The sequence below is a fragment of the Rubrimonas cliftonensis genome, assembly GCF_900107585.1.
Lineage (GTDB): Bacteria > Pseudomonadota > Alphaproteobacteria > Rhodobacterales > Rhodobacteraceae > Rubrimonas > Rubrimonas cliftonensis.
Window position 1 is genome coordinate 1 of record NZ_FNQM01000012.1, and the last position, 19934, is coordinate 19934.

Sequence of the window (19934 nt, forward strand, 5' to 3'; positions counted from 1 at the left end):
CCCGAGCGCAGCGCGCGGCTCAGCGCCCGGTCGAAGCCGAGATCCTTCCACAGCTCGTGCAGCGCAAAGACGTCGCCGTAGCTTTGCGCGGGTTCGTGGGTGAGGTGCGAGGCGGTGTTCTCCGCCCGGCCCAGGACGCGGTTGAGCCCACTGATCAGGGGATCCAGCTTCTCGGGCGTGAGATCCTCGATCCGCCCCAGGTTCGCGATCACGCGGTGGCGAACCTTTCCCGCATCATCACGATAGCCCTCGACCAGCTGCAGATAGCGTCGTCCGCCCGACCGGGTGATCTTCGTGTACATGCCGCAACGATATCACGGCAGAAAACTGCTTTCCATCGTGAAATACCGATGACGTGCCACAACACAACTTCGCTGAAATCACCCCCGGGCAAAGGCTAAGTTATTGATTACCCAGAGGCTAACGGTCCGGGTGCCCGAAAATCGGGGCCGGAAGTGTCGAACTCCGGAGATCTGGCCCGTCGGCGGGCTGGCGAATGTCCGCTCCCGGGAGGAATGCTGCGTCGCAGCAGGCACGACGACTCTTCGTCAGATCCGCTTCGCCGAGTCTGCATGTGGAATGCTGCACGCGCAAAAGGCGGAAACGTCCGCAATGCCGATCTCCAAATCGCTCGGCGCGAACGGCGAGAGTCCGCGCATCTTTGCCGTTCGGCCCCCGCCTCAGACCGCCGCGCCGACGCGGGCGGCCTGCGCCATGAAGCCGGCCATGTAGTCGAGCGCGGCGTCCTCGTCGCGCAGGCCGACATGGATGCTCTTGCGCAGGCCCTCGGGGCCCAGCGGCAGCCCGACGATGGGCAAGGCGGCGGCGTATTCGGCGAGCAGCCAGTCGGGCAACGGCGCCACCCCCCTGCCCGCCGCGACCATCTGGAGCATGATGTCGGTGGTCTCGATCTCCTTGCGCGCGCTGGGCTGGCGCCGGGCGGGACCGAGGAACTGGGCGTAGATGTCGAGCCGCTCCGCCCCGACCGGGTAGGTGATCAGCACCTCGTCGTCGAGATCCTCCGGCCGCACATGGTCGCGGCCGGCGAGCGGATGGCCGCGCCCCACCGCCAGCACGAGGTCGTAGCCGAAGACCGGCGTGAAGCCGACGCCTGGCCGCGCCACCGGGTCGGGCGTGATCAGCAGGTCCACCTCATGGTCGGTCAGCGCGTCGAGCCCGCCGAACTGGAACGCCTGCCGCACGTCCACGTCCACGTCGGGCCAGCCGACGAGATAGGGCTCCACCACCTTCAGCAGCCAGCGGTAGCAGGGGTGGCACTCCATGCCGATGCGCAGCAGGCCGCGGCGGCCCTTCGCGAAATCCGCCATCGCCGCGTCGGCGCGCTCGAACTGCGGCAGCAGGCGGCGCGCGAGGTCGAGCAGCGTCCGCCCCGCCTGAGTCGGCCGCATCCGCCGCCCCTCGCGCCGCCAGAGCGTGACGCCGGTCTGCGCCTCCAGCCGGCGCAGGGCGTGGCTGGCGGCGGACTGCGTCATGTTGAGGCGTTCGGCGGCGGCGGTGAGGCCGCCCTGCCGGTCGATCTCGCGCATGAGCGAAAGGTGCTGGCGGTCGATCATCGCTCGGGCCTCCTGACGGGGTGCGGATCGTCGCCCCCTGCGCGCGCCGACGCCAGCCCCCGGCCGGGCGCGACGGCCCTCCGCCGGCCTCGCCGCCGCTTGCGCCGCTTGCGCGGCCCGGCTAAGACCGCGGGCGTCAACGGGCTATAGCGCAGTCTGGTAGCGCGTCCGTCTGGGGGACGGAAGGTCGTAGGTTCGAATCCTGCTAGCCCGACCATTTCGCGCCAGCGCCGCAAGGCGCTGGCGTCTTCGCATGGAGGGGCGCGCCCCTGACCCGCTCCGTCGCTCCAGCCGAAGTCGCCGCAAGTCCGGGCGTGCTGCCCTCGCAGGCGCTGCGCGCGCTCGCCGAGACCGGCGCCGTCGCCGCCGACGCGCCGCTGGCCGCGGGACAGATCCAGCCGGCGAGCCTCGACCTGCGCCTCGGCCGACGCGCGTGGCGGGTGCGCGCCAGCTTTCTCGCCGGCGCAGGCCGCAGCGTAGCCGACCGGCTGAGCGACTTCGCGATGCACGAGATGAGCCTTGAGCCCGGCGCGGTGCTGGAGACCGGCTGCGTCTACGTCGTGGAGCTGATGGAGCGCCTCGCGCTGCCGGCGGACGTCTCCGGCGCGGCCAACGCGAAAAGCTCCACGGGGCGGCTCGACGTCTTCACCCGCGTCATCGCCGACCGCGGCGTGGAGTTCGACCGCGTGCCGCAGGGCTACGCGGGGCCGCTATACGCCGAGATCAGCCCGCGCACCTTCTCGGTGCTGGCGCGGGCGGGCGACCGGCTGACCCAGCTGAGGCTGCGGCGCGGCGCGGCGGGGCTCGACGACGCCGAGCACGCCGCGATCCACGCCGCGCTCGGCCTCGTCGACGGCGAGGCGCTGATCGACGGCGGCGTGGGCTTCAGCGTGGACCTCTCGGCGCAGGCGGCGGGCGCGATGAGCGGCGTCGTGGGCTGGAAGGCGCGCCGGCACAGCGCGCTGATCGATCTGGGCCGTCTCGACGCCTACGACCCGCTGGACTTCTGGGATCCGGTGCGTCCCGGCCGCGCCGGCGAGGTGATCCTCGATCCGGGCGCCTTCTACATCCTCGTCAGCCGCGAGAGCGTGCATGTGCCGCCCGACTGCGCCGCCGAGATGGCCCCCTACATGGCCGTCGCCGGCGAGTTCCGGGTGCACTATGCGGGCTTCTTCGACCCCGGCTTCGGCCATGGCCCGGCCGGCGGCGCCGGCTCGCGCGCGGTGCTGGAGGTCCGCTGCCACGAGGCGCCCTTCGCGCTGGAGCATGGCCAGACGGTCGGGCGGCTGGTCTACGAACGCATGGCCGAGCGCCCCGAGATCCTCTATGGCCGCGACATCGGCTCGACCTACCAGGCTCAGGGCCTCCGCCTGTCCAAGCACTTCCGCGCAGCCTGACGCCCGGTCACGACGGCTTGAACGTCTCGCAGGTGGACAGGGGGGGCGCGGGGCGCGCATCCTGACCTCTCAAGCGGGAGAAGCGACCATGCCCATGATGAACCGCCGCCAGACGCTCGCCGCCATTCTCGCCGGCGGGGCTGTCCTCAGCGGCCTCGTGTCGCGCCGGGCGGCCGCCGAGATCGCCGAGCGCAGGCTGACCGTGGCCAAGTCGCCGACCTGCGGCTGCTGCTCGGCATGGGTGGATCACATGCGCGCGGCGGGCTTCGAGGTCGAGACGCTGGACATGACTTCCGGCGCGCTGGCCGCCCGCAAGGCGCGGCTGGGGCTGCGCCCGGAGCTGGCGTCGTGCCACACCGGCGAGATCGCGGGCTATTTCGTCGAAGGGCACGTCCCGGCGGCGGATGTCGCGCGCCTGCTGGAGACGCGCCCGGAAGCGCTCGGTCTGACCGTGCCCGGCATGCCCTTCGGCTCGCCCGGCATGGAGTACGGCGACCGCCGCGACGCCTTCGACACGCTGCTCGTGATGCGGGACGGGTCCACCGCCGTCTTCGCCAGCCATTGAGCGCAAACGCGTCGCACGGCCGCTCCCGACGCCTGCTGCTGCTGGGCGGCGCGGCCGCCGGCGGCGCGGCGCTATACCTTGGCGCGCCCGCGCTGCTGCGCCTTGCGCCGCAGCGCTTCGACTTCGCCGAGATGACCGCGCCGGCCGGGTTTCGGACGCTGGAGGGCGGGTCGGTGAGCGCCGGCTTCGATCCGCTGGCCGGGCTCTCGTCCCGCCCCGGCGAGGCGACCGCGCCCGACGTCCTGCGCGCCGACCTGTGCGCCAGGCTGTTCGGCGCCCCGCCGGCGCCCGGCGTCGTCCCGGTCGCCTCGTTCTCCGACTACGCCTGCCCGTTCTGCCGCGTGCTGACCGAGCGTCTCGCGGCCATCGCCGAAACGCCCGGCGTCGCGGTGCGCTGGCATGAATGGCCGCTGCTCGGTCCGCGCTCGGAGGCGCTGGCGCGAGCAGCTCTCGCCGCTGCGCGGCAGGACGCCTATCCCGCCTTCCACGCCGCGCTGATGGGTTCAGCCTTCGTGCCGACCGGGGCCTATCTGCGCGCGCTGGCCGAACGCAACGGGCTCGATCCCGAAAGGCTGCTCGCCGACATGACGGGCGAGGCGGTGAGCCGGCGTCTGGCCGACAGCCGCGGCCTTGCGCGGCTCTACGGCTTCATCGGCACGCCCGCGCTCGTGGTCGGGCGCACGGTCGTCCAGGGCGCGATCACCGAGGCGCGACTGCGCGCGCTGATCGACCTCGAGCGCGAGGCGGGCCCGCCGCCGGGCTGCGCCTGAGCGGTCACATCGAGAAGCTCACGCCGCAGCCGCAGCTCGACGTGGCGTTGGGGTTCTCGATGGCGAAGCGGGCGCCGATCAGCTCGTCCTTGAAGTCGATGACGGCGCCCGCGAGAAACGGCGCCGACTCGGGATCGACCAGCACCACCCCGTCTATCACGGCGTCCTCGGCGGCCGGCGCCGGCTCCAGCCCGAACTCGTACTGGAAGCCCGAGCAGCCGCCGCCCAGCACCGCCACCCGCAGCAGCCCCGGCTGACCGTCGGCCGCGATCTCCGCGATGCGCGCCTTCGCCCGCGCCGTCACGGTGAGGGGAGCGGCGAAGCCGCCGCCCGCCGAAGCATCCGCCTTGCCGAGAGCCGAACCGGCGAGGTCCGGCGCCGCGCGTCCGGTCATATCGTCCATGGCTGCACCCTTCGCCGAAAATAGGTTACACGGTGTAATATAAGCGCCCGCACAGGAGCCGCAACGATGACGCGCCGCCCCGACCCTGCCCTCTGCGCGGCGAAGCCCAGCGCGAGCCGCGGGCGGCTGCACGCCGAGCCCGAAAGCGCCAACCGCACGCCCTTCCAGCGAGACCGCGACCGCATCATCCACTGCGGCGCCTTCCGGCGGCTGAAGCACAAGACGCAGGTGTTCGTCGAGCACGAGGGCGACTACTACCGCACCCGCCTGACGCACAGCCTCGAGGTGGCCCAGGTCGCCCGCACGCTGGCGCGCAGCCTCGGGCTGGACGAGGATCTCGCCGAGGCCGTCGCTCTCGCGCACGACCTAGGCCACACGCCCTTCGGCCACACCGGGGAGGACGCGCTGGCGGAGCGCATGGCCCCCTTCGGCGGCTTCGACCACAACGCGCAGGCGCTCAAGATCGTGACGCGCATCGAGCAGCGCTACGCCGATTTCGACGGCCTCAACCTCACCTGGGAGACGCTGGAGGGCATCGCGAAGCACAACGGCCCGCTGCTGCCAGGCGTCGGCGCCGATCGGAGCGGGCTGCCCTACGCCATCGCGGACTACGACGCGCGCCACGACCTCGAACTGCACACCCATGCGAGCGCCGAGGCGCAGACGGCGGCCCTGTCGGACGACATCGCCTACAACACCCATGATCTGGACGACGGTCTGCGCGCGGGGCTCTTCACGGTGGAGGAGGCGCGGACGCTGCCGCTGGTGGGCGAGGCCTGGGCGGAGGTCGACGCGCGCTGGCCGGGGCTGGACCCGCTGCGCGCCCAGTCCGAGGCGCTGCGCCGCGTGTTCGGCATGATGGTCGCCGACGTCACCGCCGAGAGCGGCGCGCGGCTGGCGCGGCTAGGGGCGAGCTGCATGGCGGAGGTCCAGGCCGCGCCCGAGCCCGTCATCGCGTTCTCGTCCGGGATGCGCGCCGCGATCTCGGCGCTGCGGCGCTTCCTGATGGCGCGGATGTATCGCCATTGGCGCGTCGCGCGGATGCGGCGCAAGGCGGCGACGGTCGTCTCGGATCTGTTCGCGATCTTCTCCGAGGAGCCGCACCTGATGCCGCCGGACTGGAGCGCCGCCGCGCGCGCCGCCGGCGCCGGCGGCGCGGCGGAGCGCGCCCGCGTCATCGCGGACTACATCGCCGGGATGACCGACCGCTTCGCCCTGCAGGAGCACAAGGTGCTCACCGACCCGCAGGCGCGGGCGTGAGCGTCGGCCCCCGGCGCGCCGCGGGCGGCGTCGTCCGCCCCGACCCGAACCGGTGCCCCGCTCAGCGCGGCGAGCGCTTCGCGAGGATGCGCTGCAGCGTGCGGCGATGCATGTTGAGCCGCCGCGCCGTCTCCGACACGTTGCGGTCGCAGAGTTCGAAGACGCGCTGGATGTGCTCCCACCGCACGCGGTCGGCGGACATCGGGTTCTCGGGCGGCGCGGGCTTGTCCTCCAGCCGCGCGAGCAGCGCCGCCTCGACGTCGTCCGCGTCGGCGGGCTTCGAGAGGTAGTCGGTCGCGCCGATCTTCACCGCCGCCACCGCCGTCGCGATGGCGCCGTAGCCGGTCAGCACGACGATGCGGGCGTCGGGCCGCGTCTCGCGCAGCGCCTCCACCACGTCGAGACCATTGCCGTCCTCGAGACGCAGATCGATCACCGCGTAGGCGGGCGGCCTTGAGCGCGTGTTCTCCAGGCCCTCGGCGACGCTCTCGGCCATGACGACCGGGTCGAAACCGCGTTTCTCCATCGCGCGGGCGAGGCGGCGGCGGAACGCCTCGTCGTCGTCCACGATCAGGAGGCTGCGGTCCGCCCCGAGTTCGCTCATCGCCCCGTCATCCATGCAATTTCACCCCGAACCGATTGCGCGCGCGCAACTTTCTTGCGTTATGCGGGCGTTTGTCGCGCCTGTCAAATCACCGCAGGGCGTCGGCGAAACAGGCCGTGCGCTCGGCGAGAACCTCTGGCGCGTCGCCGTGCCGGAAGAAGTCGAGCAGGCCGCGTTCGGGATGCGCGAGGTAGGTGAAGGTGGAGTGGTCCATCAGGTAGTAGTCGGGGTCGTCGCCCGCCCTTGCGTAATAGACGCGCCACGCCCGCGCCGCCGCGGCGATGTCCTCCTCGGAGCCGGTCAGGCCGATCATGTCGGGGTGCATCGCGTCGGTGAAGGCGGCGAGCGCCTCGGGCGTGTCGCGGGCCGGATCGATGGTGACGAAGACCGTGTTCACGTCCACGCCGCGCTCGGCCAGCATGTCGGCGGCCGCGGCCATGGTCGCGGCGTCGGTCGGGCAGAAGTCGGGGCAGTGCGTGTAGCCGAAATAGAGCAGGGTGAGCCTGTCGAGCACCTGCTCCTCGGTCACGCGGGCGCCGGTGTCATCGGTCAGGGTGAAGGGGCCGCCGATATCCGCCCCGATCACGCCGCCGCCGTCGCGGCACGCCGCCAGGCCGTCGCCCTCCGCGAAGGAGAACCACAGGCCGACGCCCAGCAGCAGGGATGTGGCGGCTGCGCCGGCGATGAGGGCGGCGCTGGGGGCTGTCGTCGCCATGGGGCAAGCTCCGTCGGGTTGGTCTGGCCCTCTTGCCGCGTCGCGCGGCGGGCGGCAAGCGCGGCCCGGCTGCGGCCCCGCGGGTGCTGGCGGCCAAGGGTCGACATGGTGTTTAGTGGCGCCATGTTCCAGTCGTCGACATTCGCTGCGGCGCTAGGGCCGCCGGGGCCGGAGGCGCGCGGCCACTGGGTCCGCCTGCGGACGCTCATCACCCTGAGATGGCTCGCGCTCGCAGGCCAGACCGCGGCGGTGTTCGCCGCAGTGGCGCTCTTCGACCTCGACGTGCCCGTCGCAGCCTGCCTGCTGGCGATCGCCGCGCCGGCGGGGGTGAACTTCGCCGCGACGCGCCTCAAGCCCGCGAATACGCGGCTGAACGAGCGCCATGCGATGCTGTGGCTGCTGTTCGACCTCGCGCAACTCTTCGTGATGCTGGGCCTGACCGGTGGTCTGACCAACCCCTTCGCGGTGCTGCTGCTGGCGCCGGTGACGATCGCGGCCTCGGTGCTGACGCTGCGCTCGACGCTGATCCTGGCCTCGGCGGCGATGGCGGCGACCTCGGTGCTGCTCGTGGCCTACCGCCCGCTTGGCGACGCCGTGCGCCCGCCCGACCTCTACCTGCTCGGCGTCTGGGCGGCGATCACGGTGGGCATCGTGTTCATGGCGATCTACACGCGGCGCATCGGGCTGGAGACGGCGCGCATGAGCGAGGCGCTGGCGGAGGCGCGGCTCGCCCTCTCCAGAGAGCAGCGGCTGACCGCCATCGGCGCGCTGGCGGCGGCCGCCGCCCACGAGCTCGGCACGCCGCTCGCGACAATCAAGCTCATCTCCGGCGAACTGGCCCGCGACCTCAAGGACCGCCCTGAGCTCGCCGAGGACGTCGCGCTGCTGCGCAGCCAGGCGGACCGGTGCCGCGACATCCTGCAGGATCTCAGCCAGGGCGGGCGCGCCGACGCCGTGGTGCGCCACGCGCCGCTGGACGCGGTGCTGCGCGAGGCCGCCGGCCCCCATGTCGCACGCGGCAAGACCGTCGCCTTCCGCATCAACGGCGAGGACGCCGCGCTGGCGGGCGAGAACCAGCCCATGGTGATCCGCCGGCCCGAGGTCATCCACGGCCTGCGCAACCTCGTGCAGAACGCCGTGGACTTCGCCGCCACGACGATATGGATCGAGGCGCGCGAGAGCGACGCGGCCCTGCGCGTCTCGGTCTCCGACGACGGGCCGGGGTTCAAGCCGGACGTGCTGGAGATGATTGGCGATCCCTATGTGACGACCCGCGGCCGCGGCCGCAGGCATGGGCGCGACGGCGAGGCCGGACCGTCGGCGGCGCCGGCCGACGGCGCCTATCAGGGCATGGGCCTTGGCCTTTTCATCGCCAAGACGCTGCTGGAGCGGACCGGCGCGCGGGTGGTGTTCGCCAACGCCGCGGGCGCCGCCGCCGCCCCTGGCGCACGCGGCGGCGCCGTTGTGGCGGCGATCTGGCCGCGCGACGCGATGATCGTGTCGCAGGAGACGACGCGCGGCCCGCTCGGCAGAAACCCACGTTTCGAGGAAGAAGTATTCTGAACAGTCAGGATGCAGTGCGCGGAATTGCATCTTGCGATTGTGGAAAAATTGGGTTGAACTGGTCCGAGTGTGGCAAAAAAATGTCGGCGAGAGGGCTGTGAAGCGGTTTGTCGTGCAACACGGCTCTGGCGACCGAGTGAGGGTGGCGTTGGATCGCAACATTCGCGCGCAAGCCTCACGAAGCGGGTCGACGAACCTTGCAGGCGCCCTGCGACGCGCCCTCGCCGCACGGCTGGAGCGGCTTGCCGCCTGGCTTGATCCGCATGGACCGGCCGTCGACGAAGCCTCCCTGCGCATCAGGAACGGCTTGGTGCGCTACGCCTCTCCCGGGGCGCGCGGGCTGCTCGGGCCGGCGGCGCGGCGCGGCGCCTCCGCGGCGGAGCTGCGGGACTGCCTGCGCGCAGCCTCGATCGACCTCGCCCGCGACTTCGACAACCTGTTGACCCGCGGCGCGGCGTTTCGACGCACGAACACGCTTCCGGGGGCCGGCGTCTTCGCGGTCTCCGGCGCGCCGATCGGCGGAGGGTGCACCCTGAAGTTGCACGACGTCTCCTGCGAGGCGGCGGAGCTGGCGTTGGTCGAGCGCGAGATGCGTCAGTCGCGGAGCGAGGCGGCGCTCCTGCGCCGGGCGGTCGACGCGCTGGAGGCCCCGGTCTGGCGGGTCGACGACGCCGGCGGCGTGGTCTGGTCGAACGAGGCCGCCGGCGCGTCCGGCGTTCCGGGTCCGAACGACGCCGTGGCTGCGCGCGTCGCCGGCGCGGACAGCGGCGGCGCCCTCGTGATGGGGCGGCCCTCCAGCGGCGCGACCGGCGCGGAGGTGGTGCTAGAGCGCTTCGTCGCGACGGTGACGGAGACCTTCGCCCATCTGCGCGTCGGCATGGCGATCTACGACAGCGAGCGCCGCCTCACCCTCGCCAACCCGGCGCTTGCCGACATGTTCGGGATGGATCCGGCCTGGCTGAGCGGCAGACCGTCGCTGCGCGACATGCTCGACCGCCTGCGCGAGGCGCGGATGCTGCCGGAGCAGCTCGACTACCCGGCATGGCGCGCGCGGCTCTTCACGCTCTTCGACGGCGGCGAGACGCCGGCCTATGACGAGCGCTGGGAGCTTCCCGACCAGCGCATCATCCACGTCCTCGGCAAGCCGCATCCGCTCGGCGGCATCGCGTTCGTCTTCGAGGACGTGAGCGCGGCGACCGAGATGGAGCGCTGGCGCCGCACCGCGATGAAGTCGCGCCGGGTGATGCTGGACGCCATGCTCGACGGCGTGGTGGAGTTCAGCCCCGACGGCACGACGCGCATGGCCAATCCGGCGTTCCTCGCGCTCTGGGGCCTCGACGTCGGCGAAGCGGGCGCGCCGCGCCATGTGCGGGACTTCGCCGCCGCCTGCCGCGACCTCGCGCCCGAGCCGCCGATCTGGGACATCGTGCGCGACGCCGTCAGCAACCTGCCGCAGGCGGCGCCGGGCAGCCATCGCGTGCGGCTGAAGGACGGGCGCGTGCTCGTGACGCGAATCGCCAAGATGCCCGACGGCAAGACCCTCGCCGCCTTCTCCGACGTGACCGACAGCGCCCGCGTGGCGGAGGCGCTGCGCGAGCGCGCGGCCTCGCTCGAAGCCGCCGACGCGATGCGCACGGCGATGCTCTATCAGATCAGCCATCGCCTCCGAACGCCGCTCAACGCCGTGCTCTGCTTCACCGACCTGCTCGCGGCGGACACGCCGCGCGCCGCGCGCGAGGAGTTCCTCGAAACCATCCGCGACGCCGCCGCCAGCCTGCTGGAGGGCGTCGAGAGCCTGAGCGAGCTCGTCGCGACCGGCTCGCCCTCGGTCGAGGCGCAGAGCCACGCCGTGATGGTGGCCCCCGTCCTTCGCGGCGCCGCGGGCGTGCTTGAGCGGCGGCTGCGCGAGACCGGCGCCCGTGTCGATCTCAGCGACATCGGCCTGACGGTGACGGCGCGCGGAGACCCCGCGCGCGTGCGACAGATGATCTTCGCGATGCTCTCCGAAGCGGTGCGCGCGGCCGGGCGCGGCGACGTGCTGAAGGTCGGCGTGGAGGCGCGGAGACCGGACGAGATCGAGCTCTGGTGCTCGACGCCGGACCATGGCGAGACGGCGACGCCGTCGCAGGGCTTCGAGATCGCGCGCCGCACCGCGGAGATCCATGGCGCCTCGCTCTCCATCGCGAACGGCGAGGACGGCGGCGTGCGGGTGCTGTGCCGGATGGCGGGCGCGCTGTGACGACGCGCGCTTGCGGCGAAAGGCCATAGGCCCGCTTCGGCCGCTCCGGGTTAGGCGGTGACGATGCACCCGTCTCAGGCCCCAGCCCAGCCGGGGCGCGACCTGCGCCTCCATCTGCCCGACCCGGCGGCGACCGACCGCGTCGGCGCAGCGCTCGGCCTTGCGCTGCGCCCCGGCGACGCGGTGCTGCTGCGCGGCGGGCTGGGCGCGGGCAAGTCTGCGCTGGCGCGCGCGGCGATCGCGGCTCGGCTGGCCCGGAGCGGCGCGGTCGAGGACATCCCCTCCCCCACCTGGACCCTCGCGCAGATCTACGAGGCCGAAGGCGGCCAGATCTGGCATGCCGACCTCTACCGGCTCGGCGCGCCCGAGGAGGCTTTCGAACTGGGTCTGACCGAGGCGTTCGAGACGGCGGTCTGCTTCGTGGAGTGGCCCGAACGGCTCGGCGCGCTGCTCCCGGCGCGCGCGCTCGACGCTGCCCTGGAGTTCGACGGCGAGGGCCGCAGCCTCGCGATCGCCGCGCATGGCGAGGGCTGGGCCGAGGCGCTTGCGGCCCTGGCGGCCGCGGCGTGACGGCGGAGCGCATCTTCGCCGTCGCGCCGGGCGCCGACTTCGCCCGCGAACTGGCCCTCGGCCTGCGGGGGCGGCTCGCCGGCCAGCCGCCAGAGGCGACGGCGCGTGTGTCGCTGACGCTCAACACCCGGCGAGCGGGCCGCGCCGTCGCGCTCGCCTTCGAGGCGCTCGCCCGCGAGGCGGGGGAGGCGGCCTGCTTCCTCCCACGCATCCGCACGCTCGACGACCTCGCCGACGACCCCGGCGCCGGCGCGCCGCCGCCCGCGGCGGACCCCGCGCGCCGCCTGCTCACGCTGACGAGGCTGACCGCGGCGGCGCTCGCGCAGGCGCCCGCGCTCGGTCCGCCGGCCGCGGCCCCGGCGCTGGCGGAGGCGCTGGGGGCGCTGCTCGACGAGACGGGCCGCGAGATGGCGAGCCTCGAGGCGCTGGACGCCGTCGCGCCCGAAGCGCACGCCGAGCGATGGGCCCTGACGCTGGATTTCCTGCGCATCGTCCGCGAGGCGTGGCCGGCCATCCTCGAAGCGCAGGAGGGCGGCGCGATGGAGGCGGAGGCGCGCCGCGCCGCCGCCGTCGCCGCGCTCGCCGCGCGCTGGCGCGCCGCGCCGCCGGGCGGCGTCATGGTCGCGGCCGGCTCCACCGGATCGCGCGCCGTCACCGCCGCCTTCCTCGCCGCCGTCGCCCGCGCGCCGCAGGGCGCCGTCGTGCTGCCCGGCTTCGACCCAGCCCTCGCCGCCGAAGTCTGGGGCGACATCGGCGAGGAGCACCCCTGGGGCGGCGTCCGCCGCCTGCTCGACGGCCTCGGCGTCGCCCCGGACGAGGTCGCATGGTGGGCGGAGGACGCGGTCGCCGAGCGCGCCGCCGCCGCCCCGCGCCGCCGCCTGATCGCGCAGGCGCTGCGCCCCGCCCCCGTGACCGACGCCTGGATCGGTGCGCTTTCCGGCCTGCGCGAGAGCGTCGCGGCGGCGACGACCGGGCTCGCCATCGCCGAGGCCGACGACCCGCGGCTGGAGGCCGGCGCCGTGGCGCTGGCGCTGCGCGAGGCGCTGGAGACGCCCGGCGCCACGGCGGCGCTCATCACGCCCGACCGCGAACTCGCCCGCCGCGTGACCGCCGCGCTCGCCCGCTGGGACATCCGCCCCGACGACAGCGGCGGCAGGCCGATGGCGCTGACGCCGCCGGCGATGTTCCTGAAGCTAGTCGCGGAACTGGCTTTCGGGACGTTCGACGCGGTGGTGCTGACGGCGCTCCTGAAGCACCCGCTCGCCGGCGGCGGGGCTGAGGGCGACGGCAGCGGCCGGCGCGCGCAGCTGCGCGCCGCGCAGGGCTTCGAGATCGGCGTGCTGCGGCGCGCGCCGGGGCTCGACGGGCTGGCGCAGGCGCGCGCCGCGCTCGACCGCGAGATGCGCCGCCGCGCCGAGCGCGAGGCGACGCCCCTGCCCGACCAGACACCGGTGATCGCGGCGCTCGACGCGCTCATCGCTCTCGGCGAAGCTGGACCGACGCTGGAGGCCATGGCCGCGGCGCATCTGGCGACCGCCGAGGCGCTCGCCGGGCCGGCGCTCTGGGCGCGCGGCGCCGGCGCCGCCGTGCGCGCCGCCGCGGAAGGCTTTTCACGGGCGGCGGAGGTCTACGGCCCCTGCGCGCCCGACGACTATCCGCGGCTGTTCGCGACATGCCTCGGCGGGGCCGTGCGGGAGGACGCTTATGTCGCCGATCCGCGCGTGAGCATCTGGGGGCCGCTGGAGGCGAGGATGCAGCGCGCCGATCTCGTCGTGCTCGGCGGGCTGAACGAGGGCGTCTGGCCCAAGGCGCCGCCGCCCGACCCCTGGATGAACCGCGAAATGCGCGCCGCGATGGGGCTCGCGCCGCCCGAGCGGCTGACCGGGCTGGCCGCCCATGACGTGCTGACCGCCGCCTGCGGGCCTCGGGTGCTGCTGACGCGCGCGCTGCGCTCGGGCGGCGCGCCGACCACGCGCTCGCGCTGGCTGGAGCGGCTGACGACGCTGCTCGCCGGGGTCGACGCCGGGCGGCTGGCGGAGATCCGGGCCGAGGGCGGGCGGCTGGTCCGGCTCGCCGCCGTCCTCTCCGCGCCTGACGACGCCGAGCGCGCGGCGGCGAGGCCCGCCGTGCGCCCCCGCCCGCGCCCGCCGGTCGAGCACCGCCCCCGCCGGCTGTCGGCGACGCAGGTCGAGGCGCTGATCCGCGACCCGTTCGAGATCTACGCGCGCAAGGTGCTGAGGCTGGAGGCGCTGCACCCCGTGGGCCGCGACACCGACGCGCGGGACCGCGGCGAGGCGCTGCACGCCGCGCTCGAGCGGCTCGCCGAGGCCCCCGGCGCAAGCCCCGACGAGATCGCCGCGGCCTTCGACGCCGCCGCCGACGCCGCGCTTGCGGAAGCCGCCGCCGGCCCCGCCCAGCGCCGCCTGTGGCGCGCGCGCCTGCGGCGGGCGCGAGAGACGTTCTGCGTGGAGGAGGCCGCGCGTCGGGCCGCGGCGCGCGTCAGCCGACAGGAGGTCTCGGGCGCCCGCGAAGCGCCCGATCTCGACTTCACGCTCACGGCTCGGGCCGACCGCATCGACATCCTGCAGGGCGGCGACGCGGCGATCTACGACTACAAGACGGGCGCCCCGCCCAGCGCCTCGCAGGTCGAGAAGTTCTCGCCGCAGCTTCCGCTCGAGGCCGCGATCCTGAGGGCCGGCGGCTTCGTGGGGCTGCCGGCCGCCGCGTCCGCGCGCCTGGCGTACATCGGGCTCGGCGGCCTGCGCGGCGCCGCGCGCGACGCCGCGAGCGGCGATCCAGCGGCGATGGCGGAGGAGGCGTGGGCCAAGCTGCTGCGGCTCGTCGCGCGCTATGAGGACCCGGCGCAGCCCTACACGGCCCACGCCCGCGTGAAGATACTGCGCGAGGCGCGAGACTACGACCATCTCGCCCGCTTCGGCGAATGGGAAGACGGCGAGAGCGAGGCGGAGGGAGGCGACGGTGGCTGACGGCGCGACGGACCCCAGCCGGGTGGAGCGCGCCAGCGCAGCCCAGCGCAGGGCGGCGGACCCGCATGCGTCGGTGTGGACCTCGGCCAACGCGGGCTCGGGCAAGACGCGGGTGCTGACCGACCGGGTGGCGCGGCTGCTGTTGGCAGGCGCTCGGCCCGAGCGCATCCTGTGCCTCACCTACACCCGCGCCGCGGCGGCGGAGATGGCCGACCGCCTCAGTCGCACCCTCGGCGCCTGGGCGCTGGCCGACGCGGCGACCCTGCGCCGGGAGATGCGCGCGCTCGCCGGCCCCGAGGCGGCGCTCGACGACGCCACGCTGGCGCGCGCGCGCACCCTGTTCGCGCAGGCGCTGGAGACGCCGGGCGGGCTGAAGCTTCAGACGATCCACGCCTTCTGCGACGGCGTCCTGCGGCGCTTCCCGCTGGAGGCCGGGGTCTCGCCAGCGTTCACGGTGCTCGACGACGCCGCCCGCGACGCCGCGGCTTCCCGCGCGCGAGACCGCGCGGCGACCGAGGATCCCGGCGCCTTCGACGCCGCCGCGGCCCATGTCGGCGACGAAAGCCTTGAGAGCCTCTGCGCCGAGATCCTGCACGGTCGCGACCTCTGGGCCGGGCGGCCGACGCCTGCGCGCCTCGCGGCGGCCTTCGGGCTGGGCGAGGCGGCGTTGGCGGACGATCCGCTCGGCGCGCTCTGGGACGGTTTCGCGCGCGCGGATCTTCGGCGCGCGGCCGTGGCGCTTGCAGCGAGCAGCCGCAACGACGGCTGGATCGGCGCCCCGCTCGCGGAGGCGCTGGCCGCAGCCGGGCCTGAAGAGTCGGGCGCGGCGCTGGCGCGCGCGCTGCGCACGGACGGCGGCGCCGGCGCGCTGCGCAATTTCGACAAGGTTCCCACGGCGGCCCTCGTGAAGCGGGAGCCATGGATCAGGCCGCTGCTTGCCCGGCTCGCCGACCACGCCGACCCGTTGCTGCGACGCGCCGAGGCGATCGCCGCCGCGAACCACGCCATCGCCCTCTCCCGCTTCGCAGCCGCGTTCCTCGACGCGTTCGCGCTGGAGAAACGGGCGCTCGGCGCGCTGGACTTCGACGATCTGGTGGAGCGCGCCGCGGCGCTGCTGACCGACCCGGTCGCCGGCGCCTGGGCGCGCTACCGGCTCGACGGCGGCGTGGACCACATCCTCGTGGACGAGGCGCAGGACACCGCGCCGCGGCAGTGGGACGTGATCTGCGCGCTCGCCGAGGCGTTCTTCGAGGAGCAGCCGCCGGAGGACGCCGACGGGCGTGGGCCCGGTGCTGCGGCCGGGCCCACGCCGCGCAGCCTCTTCGTCGTCGGCGACGAGAAGCAGTCGATCTACAGCTTCCAGGGCGCCGACGTGGCGCTGTTCGGCGCCAAGCGCGAGGAGATCGACGCCCGGCTGCGCGAGGGCGGCCGCGCGCTGGTGCGCACGCCGCTGGAGTGGTCGTTCCGCTCGGCGCCGGCGATCCTGAAGGCGGTCGACCTGACCTTCGGCATCGCCCGCGAGGGCATGACCTCGACCGACGACGACATCCTGCACGCCGCCGTCAGGCCGCTGGTGGGGCGGGTGGACCTGTGGCCGCTCGTTCCCAAGCCCGACGACGCTCCCGAGACGCCCTGGGACGAGCCGCTCGACGCCCCGGCGCCGGGCAATCCGCGGCTGCTGCTCGCGCGCGCGCTCGCGGCGGAGATCCGCCGCTGGCTCGACGAGGGCGAGACGCTGCCGGGCGGCGACCGGGCGGTGCGCCCCGGCGACGTCATGGTGCTGGTGCGGCGGCGCGACATCCTCGCCGCGGAGCTCGTGCGCCGGCTCAAGACGCTGGGCGTGCCCGTCGCCGGCGCCGACCGTCTGGCGCTCGGCGAGGCGCTCGCGGCGAAGGACCTGCTGGCGCTGGCCCGCTTCGCGCTGACGCCCGACGACGACCTGACGCTCGCCACCGTCCTGCGCTCGCCCCTCTTCGGCATGGCGGCGGAGGCGCTGGAGCGGCTGGCGCTGGGGCGAACCAACGCCGGGCGGCCAGGCTCGCTCTGGGCCGCGCTGCGCGCCGCGCCCGAGCACGCCGCGACGACGGCGGCGCTTATCGCGGCCATGGGCCGCGCCGACTACGCGCGCCCGTTCGAGTTCTTCGACGCGGCGCTCGGCGCCGACGCCGCCGGCCGCCGGCGCATGGCCGCACGGCTCGGACCGGAGGCCGAGGACGCCATCGACGAGCTGCTCGCCCGCGCGCTGGCCTACGAGATCGAGGCGGTGCCGACGCTGGAGGGCTTCGTGGACTGGCTCGGCCGCAGCGCCGTCACAGTGAAGCGGGAGATGGACAAGGGCGACCCCGACGGCCCCGGCGCCGTGCGGGTGATGACGGTGCACGCCGCCAAGGGGCTGGAGGCGCCTGTGGTGATCCTGCCCGACTGCGGCCCGCGTGCGGCGCCGCGCGGCAAGGCGGTGGCGCGCGTCGCCGAGCCCGGCGCCAACGACCGCTCCCGCCTGCCGGCGTGGCGGCTGCCGGGCGCTCGGGCGGCGGCGCTGGAGGAGGCGAAGGCCGCCGCCGCGCTGGCCGAGCGCGACGAGGCGCGGCGGCTGCTCTACGTCGCCATGACGCGCGCCGAGCGCTGGCTGATCGTCTGCGGCGCCGGGGAGGAGAAGCCGCCCAAGGGCGAGATCCCCCGCGAGAGCTGGCGGTCTCTGGTCGCGAAAGGGCTGGAGAGCGGCGGGACGGCGCTGCCGGCGGCCGCGCCGCCGCCGCTGCGTGAGCTGATCGGCGACGAGATTCTGCGGATGCAGGACGCGGGCGCGCAGGCGCCGGCCCCGCTGCGCCCGGGGCCCGGCCCGGCGCTCTCCCGGCCGCCGTGGATCGCCGCGCCGCCGCCGCCCGCGCCGCGGGCGCCGACGCGGTTCCGGGCGAGCGACCTGGGCGGCGGCGGCGCGAAACCCGCGCCGGACCTCGCGCCGCTCGAGGCCCCGGCCGGACCCGTCGAGACGCCGCCCGCCCGCGACGCCGCCGCCGCGCTCGCCTGGGGCGTCGCCGTCCATGCGCTGCTGGAGCTGCTGCCAGACGCGCCGCCGGAGGAGCGCGGCGCACTGGCCGAGGCGATCCTGCGCCGCGCGGCGCCCGCCGCCGACGCCTCGGCGCGCGCGGCGATGCGCGCCGAGGCCGAGGCGGTGATGGCGCTGCCCGAACTCGCCGGCGCCTTCGCGCCGGAGGCGACGGCCGAAGCGACGCTGTCGGTGGCGCTGCCCGGGCTCGGCGTCGTCTCTGGGCGCATCGACCGTCTGGCGGTCGACGCGGAGACGGCGCTCGCCGTCGACTTCAAGACCGACGCCGCGCCGCCGCCCGGCGCGGCGCCGGAGCCCTACCTGCGCCAGCTTGCGGCCTATCGCGCCGGGCTGCGCCTGATCTATCCTGACCGCGTCGCCCGCGCGGCGCTGGTCTGGACCCGCATCGGCCGCGTCGACGCGCTGGACGACGCGGCGCTCGACGCGGCGCTCGCGCGCGCTCAGTCTGAAGCGGCGGGCTGAGGCGGCTGGGCGACGCCGGGCCGCGCCCGGCGCCCGCGCGTCAGCCGCGCGCGCAAGACGAACCGGGAGACGCCGGCATGGCGAGGCGGAGCGAAGAGGCCCCCTGCGAGACGCTGACCGGCGCGCGGCCGCATCCCGCCATCGCGCCGATGGCCCGTGCTGCGCGCGCGGGCCGGCTCGAACGGCGAGAATTTCTCGCCGGGGCCACCGCGCTGGGCGCGACCGCCGGCGCCGCGCTCGGCCTTCTCGGGGAGGCCCGCGCAGCGCTGGCGCAGGCGGGCGCCCCCCCCAAGCGCGGCGGGACGCTGCGTGTCGGCATGACGGTCCACCGGGTCGACGACCCGCGGCGCTTCGACTGGCCCGAGCCGGCCAACATCGCGCGGCAGTTCGTCGAACCGCTGGTCCGGCAGGGGGCCGACTTCACGCTCCGGCCCTGGCTGCTCGAGGGCTGGGAGGTCTCCGACGACGCGCGCGCCTACACGCTCTCGCTGCGGCGCGGGGTGACGTGGTCGAACGGCGACCCGTTCGAGGCCGTCGACGTGCTGCGCGCGATAGAGCGCTGGTGCGACGCCGCCGCGCCCGGCAACTCCATGGCCGCGCGCTTCGCGGTGCTGGTCGACCCTGCGACCCGCAGGCTGCGCGACGGCGCCGCGAGCGCCGTCGACAGCCATACCGTGAGGCTCGACCTGCCCCGCCCGGACGTGACGCTGATCCCGGGCATGGCGGACTACCCTGCGCTGCTCACCCATCGCGACTTCGAGGCGAGCGGCGCCGATCTCACCGCGAACCCTGTCGGCACCGGCCCGTTCCGGCTCGATTTCGTCGAGCCGGGCGCGGCGGCGCGGGTGGTGCGCTCGGAACGCCCGTGGTGGGGCGGCGAGGTCTGGCTCGACGCCGTGGAGTGGTTCGACCTCGGCGCCGACCCGGCGAATCAGCGCGACGCCTTCGCGCGCGACGCCATAGACGTCAACGCCGAGACGCCGGCCGGCTTCGTCGAGCCGCTGGACGCGCTCGGGCTCGCGCGCGGCTCGGTCGTCACCGCGAACACCGTCTGCGCACGGATGAAGACGACCGCGCCGCCCTATGGCGACGCGACGGTGAGGCGCGCGCTGCAGGGCGCCGTCGACAACGCCGTGGCGCTCGCGCTCGGCTATGGCGGCGCCGGGCTCGTGGCCGAGAACCACCATGTCGGGCCGATGCACCCGGACTACGCCCGCATCGACGCCCCCCGCTTCGACCCCGCCGCGACGGGCCCGATACTCGCGGAGGCCGGCCATGCCGGGACGGTCTTCGAACTCGTCGTCGCCGACGACGACTGGCGACGCAACACCGCCGACGCCATCGTGGCGCAGCTGCTCGACGCCGGCGTGAACGCGGTCAGGCGCCTTGCGCCCGTCGCAGAGTTCGAGCGCGCCTGGAAGGACTATCCGTTCTCCGTCACGAACTGGAACGCGCGACCGCTCGGCGTGCAGATCCTCGCGCTGGGCTATCGCACCGGCGCCGCGTGGAACGAGACGGACTTCTCGGACCCCGAGTTCGACGCCACGCTGGACGCCGCGCTCGCGACGGTCGATCCGGTCGCCCGGCGCGCGCCGATGGCGCGGCTCCAGACGATCCTGCGCGACAGCGGCGTGCTCATCCAGCCCTACTGGCGGACGATCTTCTCCCATGCGAACCCGCGCGTCCGCGGGCGGGAGACGCATCCCAGCTTCGAGCAGCATTTCGAAGGCGTGTGGCTCGCCGACCCGTGAGCCGCGG

The 19934-nt window shown here is 74.7% G+C and carries 14 protein-coding genes, 1 tRNA gene and 1 pseudogene; 11 read left to right on the forward strand and 5 right to left on the reverse strand.

Going from position 1 to position 19934, the window contains the following annotated elements; all coding sequences use genetic code 11:
* Together BLW43_RS15865 and BLW43_RS15870 are read right to left on the reverse strand one after the other, a co-directional pair.
* Positions 1-302 (reverse strand): annotated as a pseudogene (locus BLW43_RS15865) (IS1634 family transposase); the annotation flags it as partial.
* 378 nt (positions 303-680) lie between these two features.
* Positions 681-1574 (reverse strand): LysR family transcriptional regulator, encoded by an 894-nt coding sequence (locus BLW43_RS15870; RefSeq protein ID WP_093254959.1) that lies wholly within the window; start codon positions 1572-1574, stop codon positions 681-683.
* Between the two features lie 140 nt (positions 1575-1714).
* On the opposite strand from BLW43_RS15870, the gene BLW43_RS15875 reads away from it, so the two are divergent.
* The 4 genes from BLW43_RS15875 to BLW43_RS15890 all read left to right on the forward strand — a co-directional run bounded on the left by BLW43_RS15875 (position 1715) and on the right by BLW43_RS15890 (position 4306).
* Positions 1715-1791: transfer RNA gene (locus tag BLW43_RS15875), tRNA-Pro, on the forward strand.
* Positions 1792-1843: 52 nt separating this feature from the next.
* Positions 1844-2971, forward strand: coding sequence for a 2'-deoxycytidine 5'-triphosphate deaminase (locus BLW43_RS15880; protein WP_093254961.1), 1128 nt, complete (start codon positions 1844-1846; stop codon positions 2969-2971).
* A 97-nt stretch (positions 2972-3068) separates the two neighbouring features.
* A complete protein-coding gene (locus BLW43_RS15885; RefSeq protein WP_093255084.1) occupies positions 3069-3536 on the forward strand; it encodes a DUF411 domain-containing protein in 468 nt (155 codons plus the stop codon).
* Positions 3533-4306 (forward strand): DsbA family protein, encoded by a 774-nt coding sequence (locus tag BLW43_RS15890; protein ID WP_093254962.1) that lies wholly within the window; start codon positions 3533-3535, stop codon positions 4304-4306. The genes BLW43_RS15885 and BLW43_RS15890 overlap by 4 nt, the downstream gene beginning before the upstream one ends.
* Positions 4307-4310: 4 nt before the next feature.
* On the opposite strand, the gene BLW43_RS15895 is transcribed toward BLW43_RS15890, so the two are convergent.
* Positions 4311-4610, reverse strand: coding sequence for a HesB/IscA family protein (locus tag BLW43_RS15895; RefSeq protein ID WP_342741623.1), 300 nt, complete (start codon positions 4608-4610; stop codon positions 4311-4313).
* 165 nt (positions 4611-4775) lie between these two features.
* Here BLW43_RS15895 and BLW43_RS15900 point away from each other — a divergent pair, with 165 nt between their 5' ends.
* The gene (locus BLW43_RS15900; protein ID WP_093254964.1) at positions 4776-5969 is read left to right on the forward strand and encodes a deoxyguanosinetriphosphate triphosphohydrolase; all 1194 of its coding nucleotides are present in this window, start codon (positions 4776-4778) and stop codon (positions 5967-5969) included.
* Positions 5970-6030: 61 nt separating this feature from the next.
* On the opposite strand, the gene BLW43_RS15905 is transcribed toward BLW43_RS15900, so the two are convergent.
* The gene (locus BLW43_RS15905) at positions 6031-6588 is read right to left on the reverse strand and encodes an ActR/PrrA/RegA family redox response regulator transcription factor (RefSeq protein WP_093254965.1); all 558 of its coding nucleotides are present in this window, start codon (positions 6586-6588) and stop codon (positions 6031-6033) included.
* A gap of 73 nt (positions 6589-6661) precedes the next feature.
* Positions 6662-7288, reverse strand: a complete 627-nt coding sequence (locus BLW43_RS15910) for an SCO family protein (RefSeq protein WP_093254967.1) — start codon at positions 7286-7288, stop codon at positions 6662-6664.
* A gap of 123 nt (positions 7289-7411) precedes the next feature.
* Between BLW43_RS15910 and BLW43_RS15915 the strand changes: the two genes are divergently transcribed.
* From BLW43_RS15915 to BLW43_RS15940, 6 genes are all read left to right on the forward strand, one after another.
* Positions 7412-8851 carry an ActS/PrrB/RegB family redox-sensitive histidine kinase gene (locus BLW43_RS15915; RefSeq protein ID WP_093254968.1) on the forward strand — a complete coding sequence of 480 codons (1440 nt, stop codon included), beginning with the start codon at positions 7412-7414 and terminating at the stop codon, positions 8849-8851.
* 310 nt (positions 8852-9161) lie between these two features.
* Positions 9162-11090 carry a sensor histidine kinase gene (locus tag BLW43_RS15920; RefSeq protein WP_093254970.1) on the forward strand — a complete coding sequence of 643 codons (1929 nt, stop codon included), beginning with the start codon at positions 9162-9164 and terminating at the stop codon, positions 11088-11090.
* Between the two features lie 63 nt (positions 11091-11153).
* Positions 11154-11660, forward strand: a complete 507-nt coding sequence (tsaE, locus tag BLW43_RS15925) for a tRNA (adenosine(37)-N6)-threonylcarbamoyltransferase complex ATPase subunit type 1 TsaE (protein WP_093254971.1) — start codon at positions 11154-11156, stop codon at positions 11658-11660.
* Entirely contained in the window at positions 11657-14647 is a 2991-nt protein-coding gene (gene addB / locus BLW43_RS15930; protein ID WP_175478949.1) for a double-strand break repair protein AddB, read from the forward strand. Before tsaE ends, addB begins: the two co-directional genes overlap by 4 nt.
* Positions 14640-18176: a double-strand break repair helicase AddA gene (addA, locus tag BLW43_RS15935; RefSeq protein ID WP_175478950.1), complete on the forward strand. Its 3537-nt coding sequence runs from the start codon at positions 14640-14642 to the stop codon at positions 18174-18176. Before addB ends, addA begins: the two co-directional genes overlap by 8 nt.
* Positions 18177-18253: 77 nt before the next feature.
* A complete protein-coding gene (locus BLW43_RS15940) occupies positions 18254-19927 on the forward strand; it encodes an ABC transporter substrate-binding protein (protein ID WP_093254976.1) in 1674 nt (557 codons plus the stop codon).
* The last annotated feature ends 7 nt before the right edge of the window (positions 19928-19934 follow it).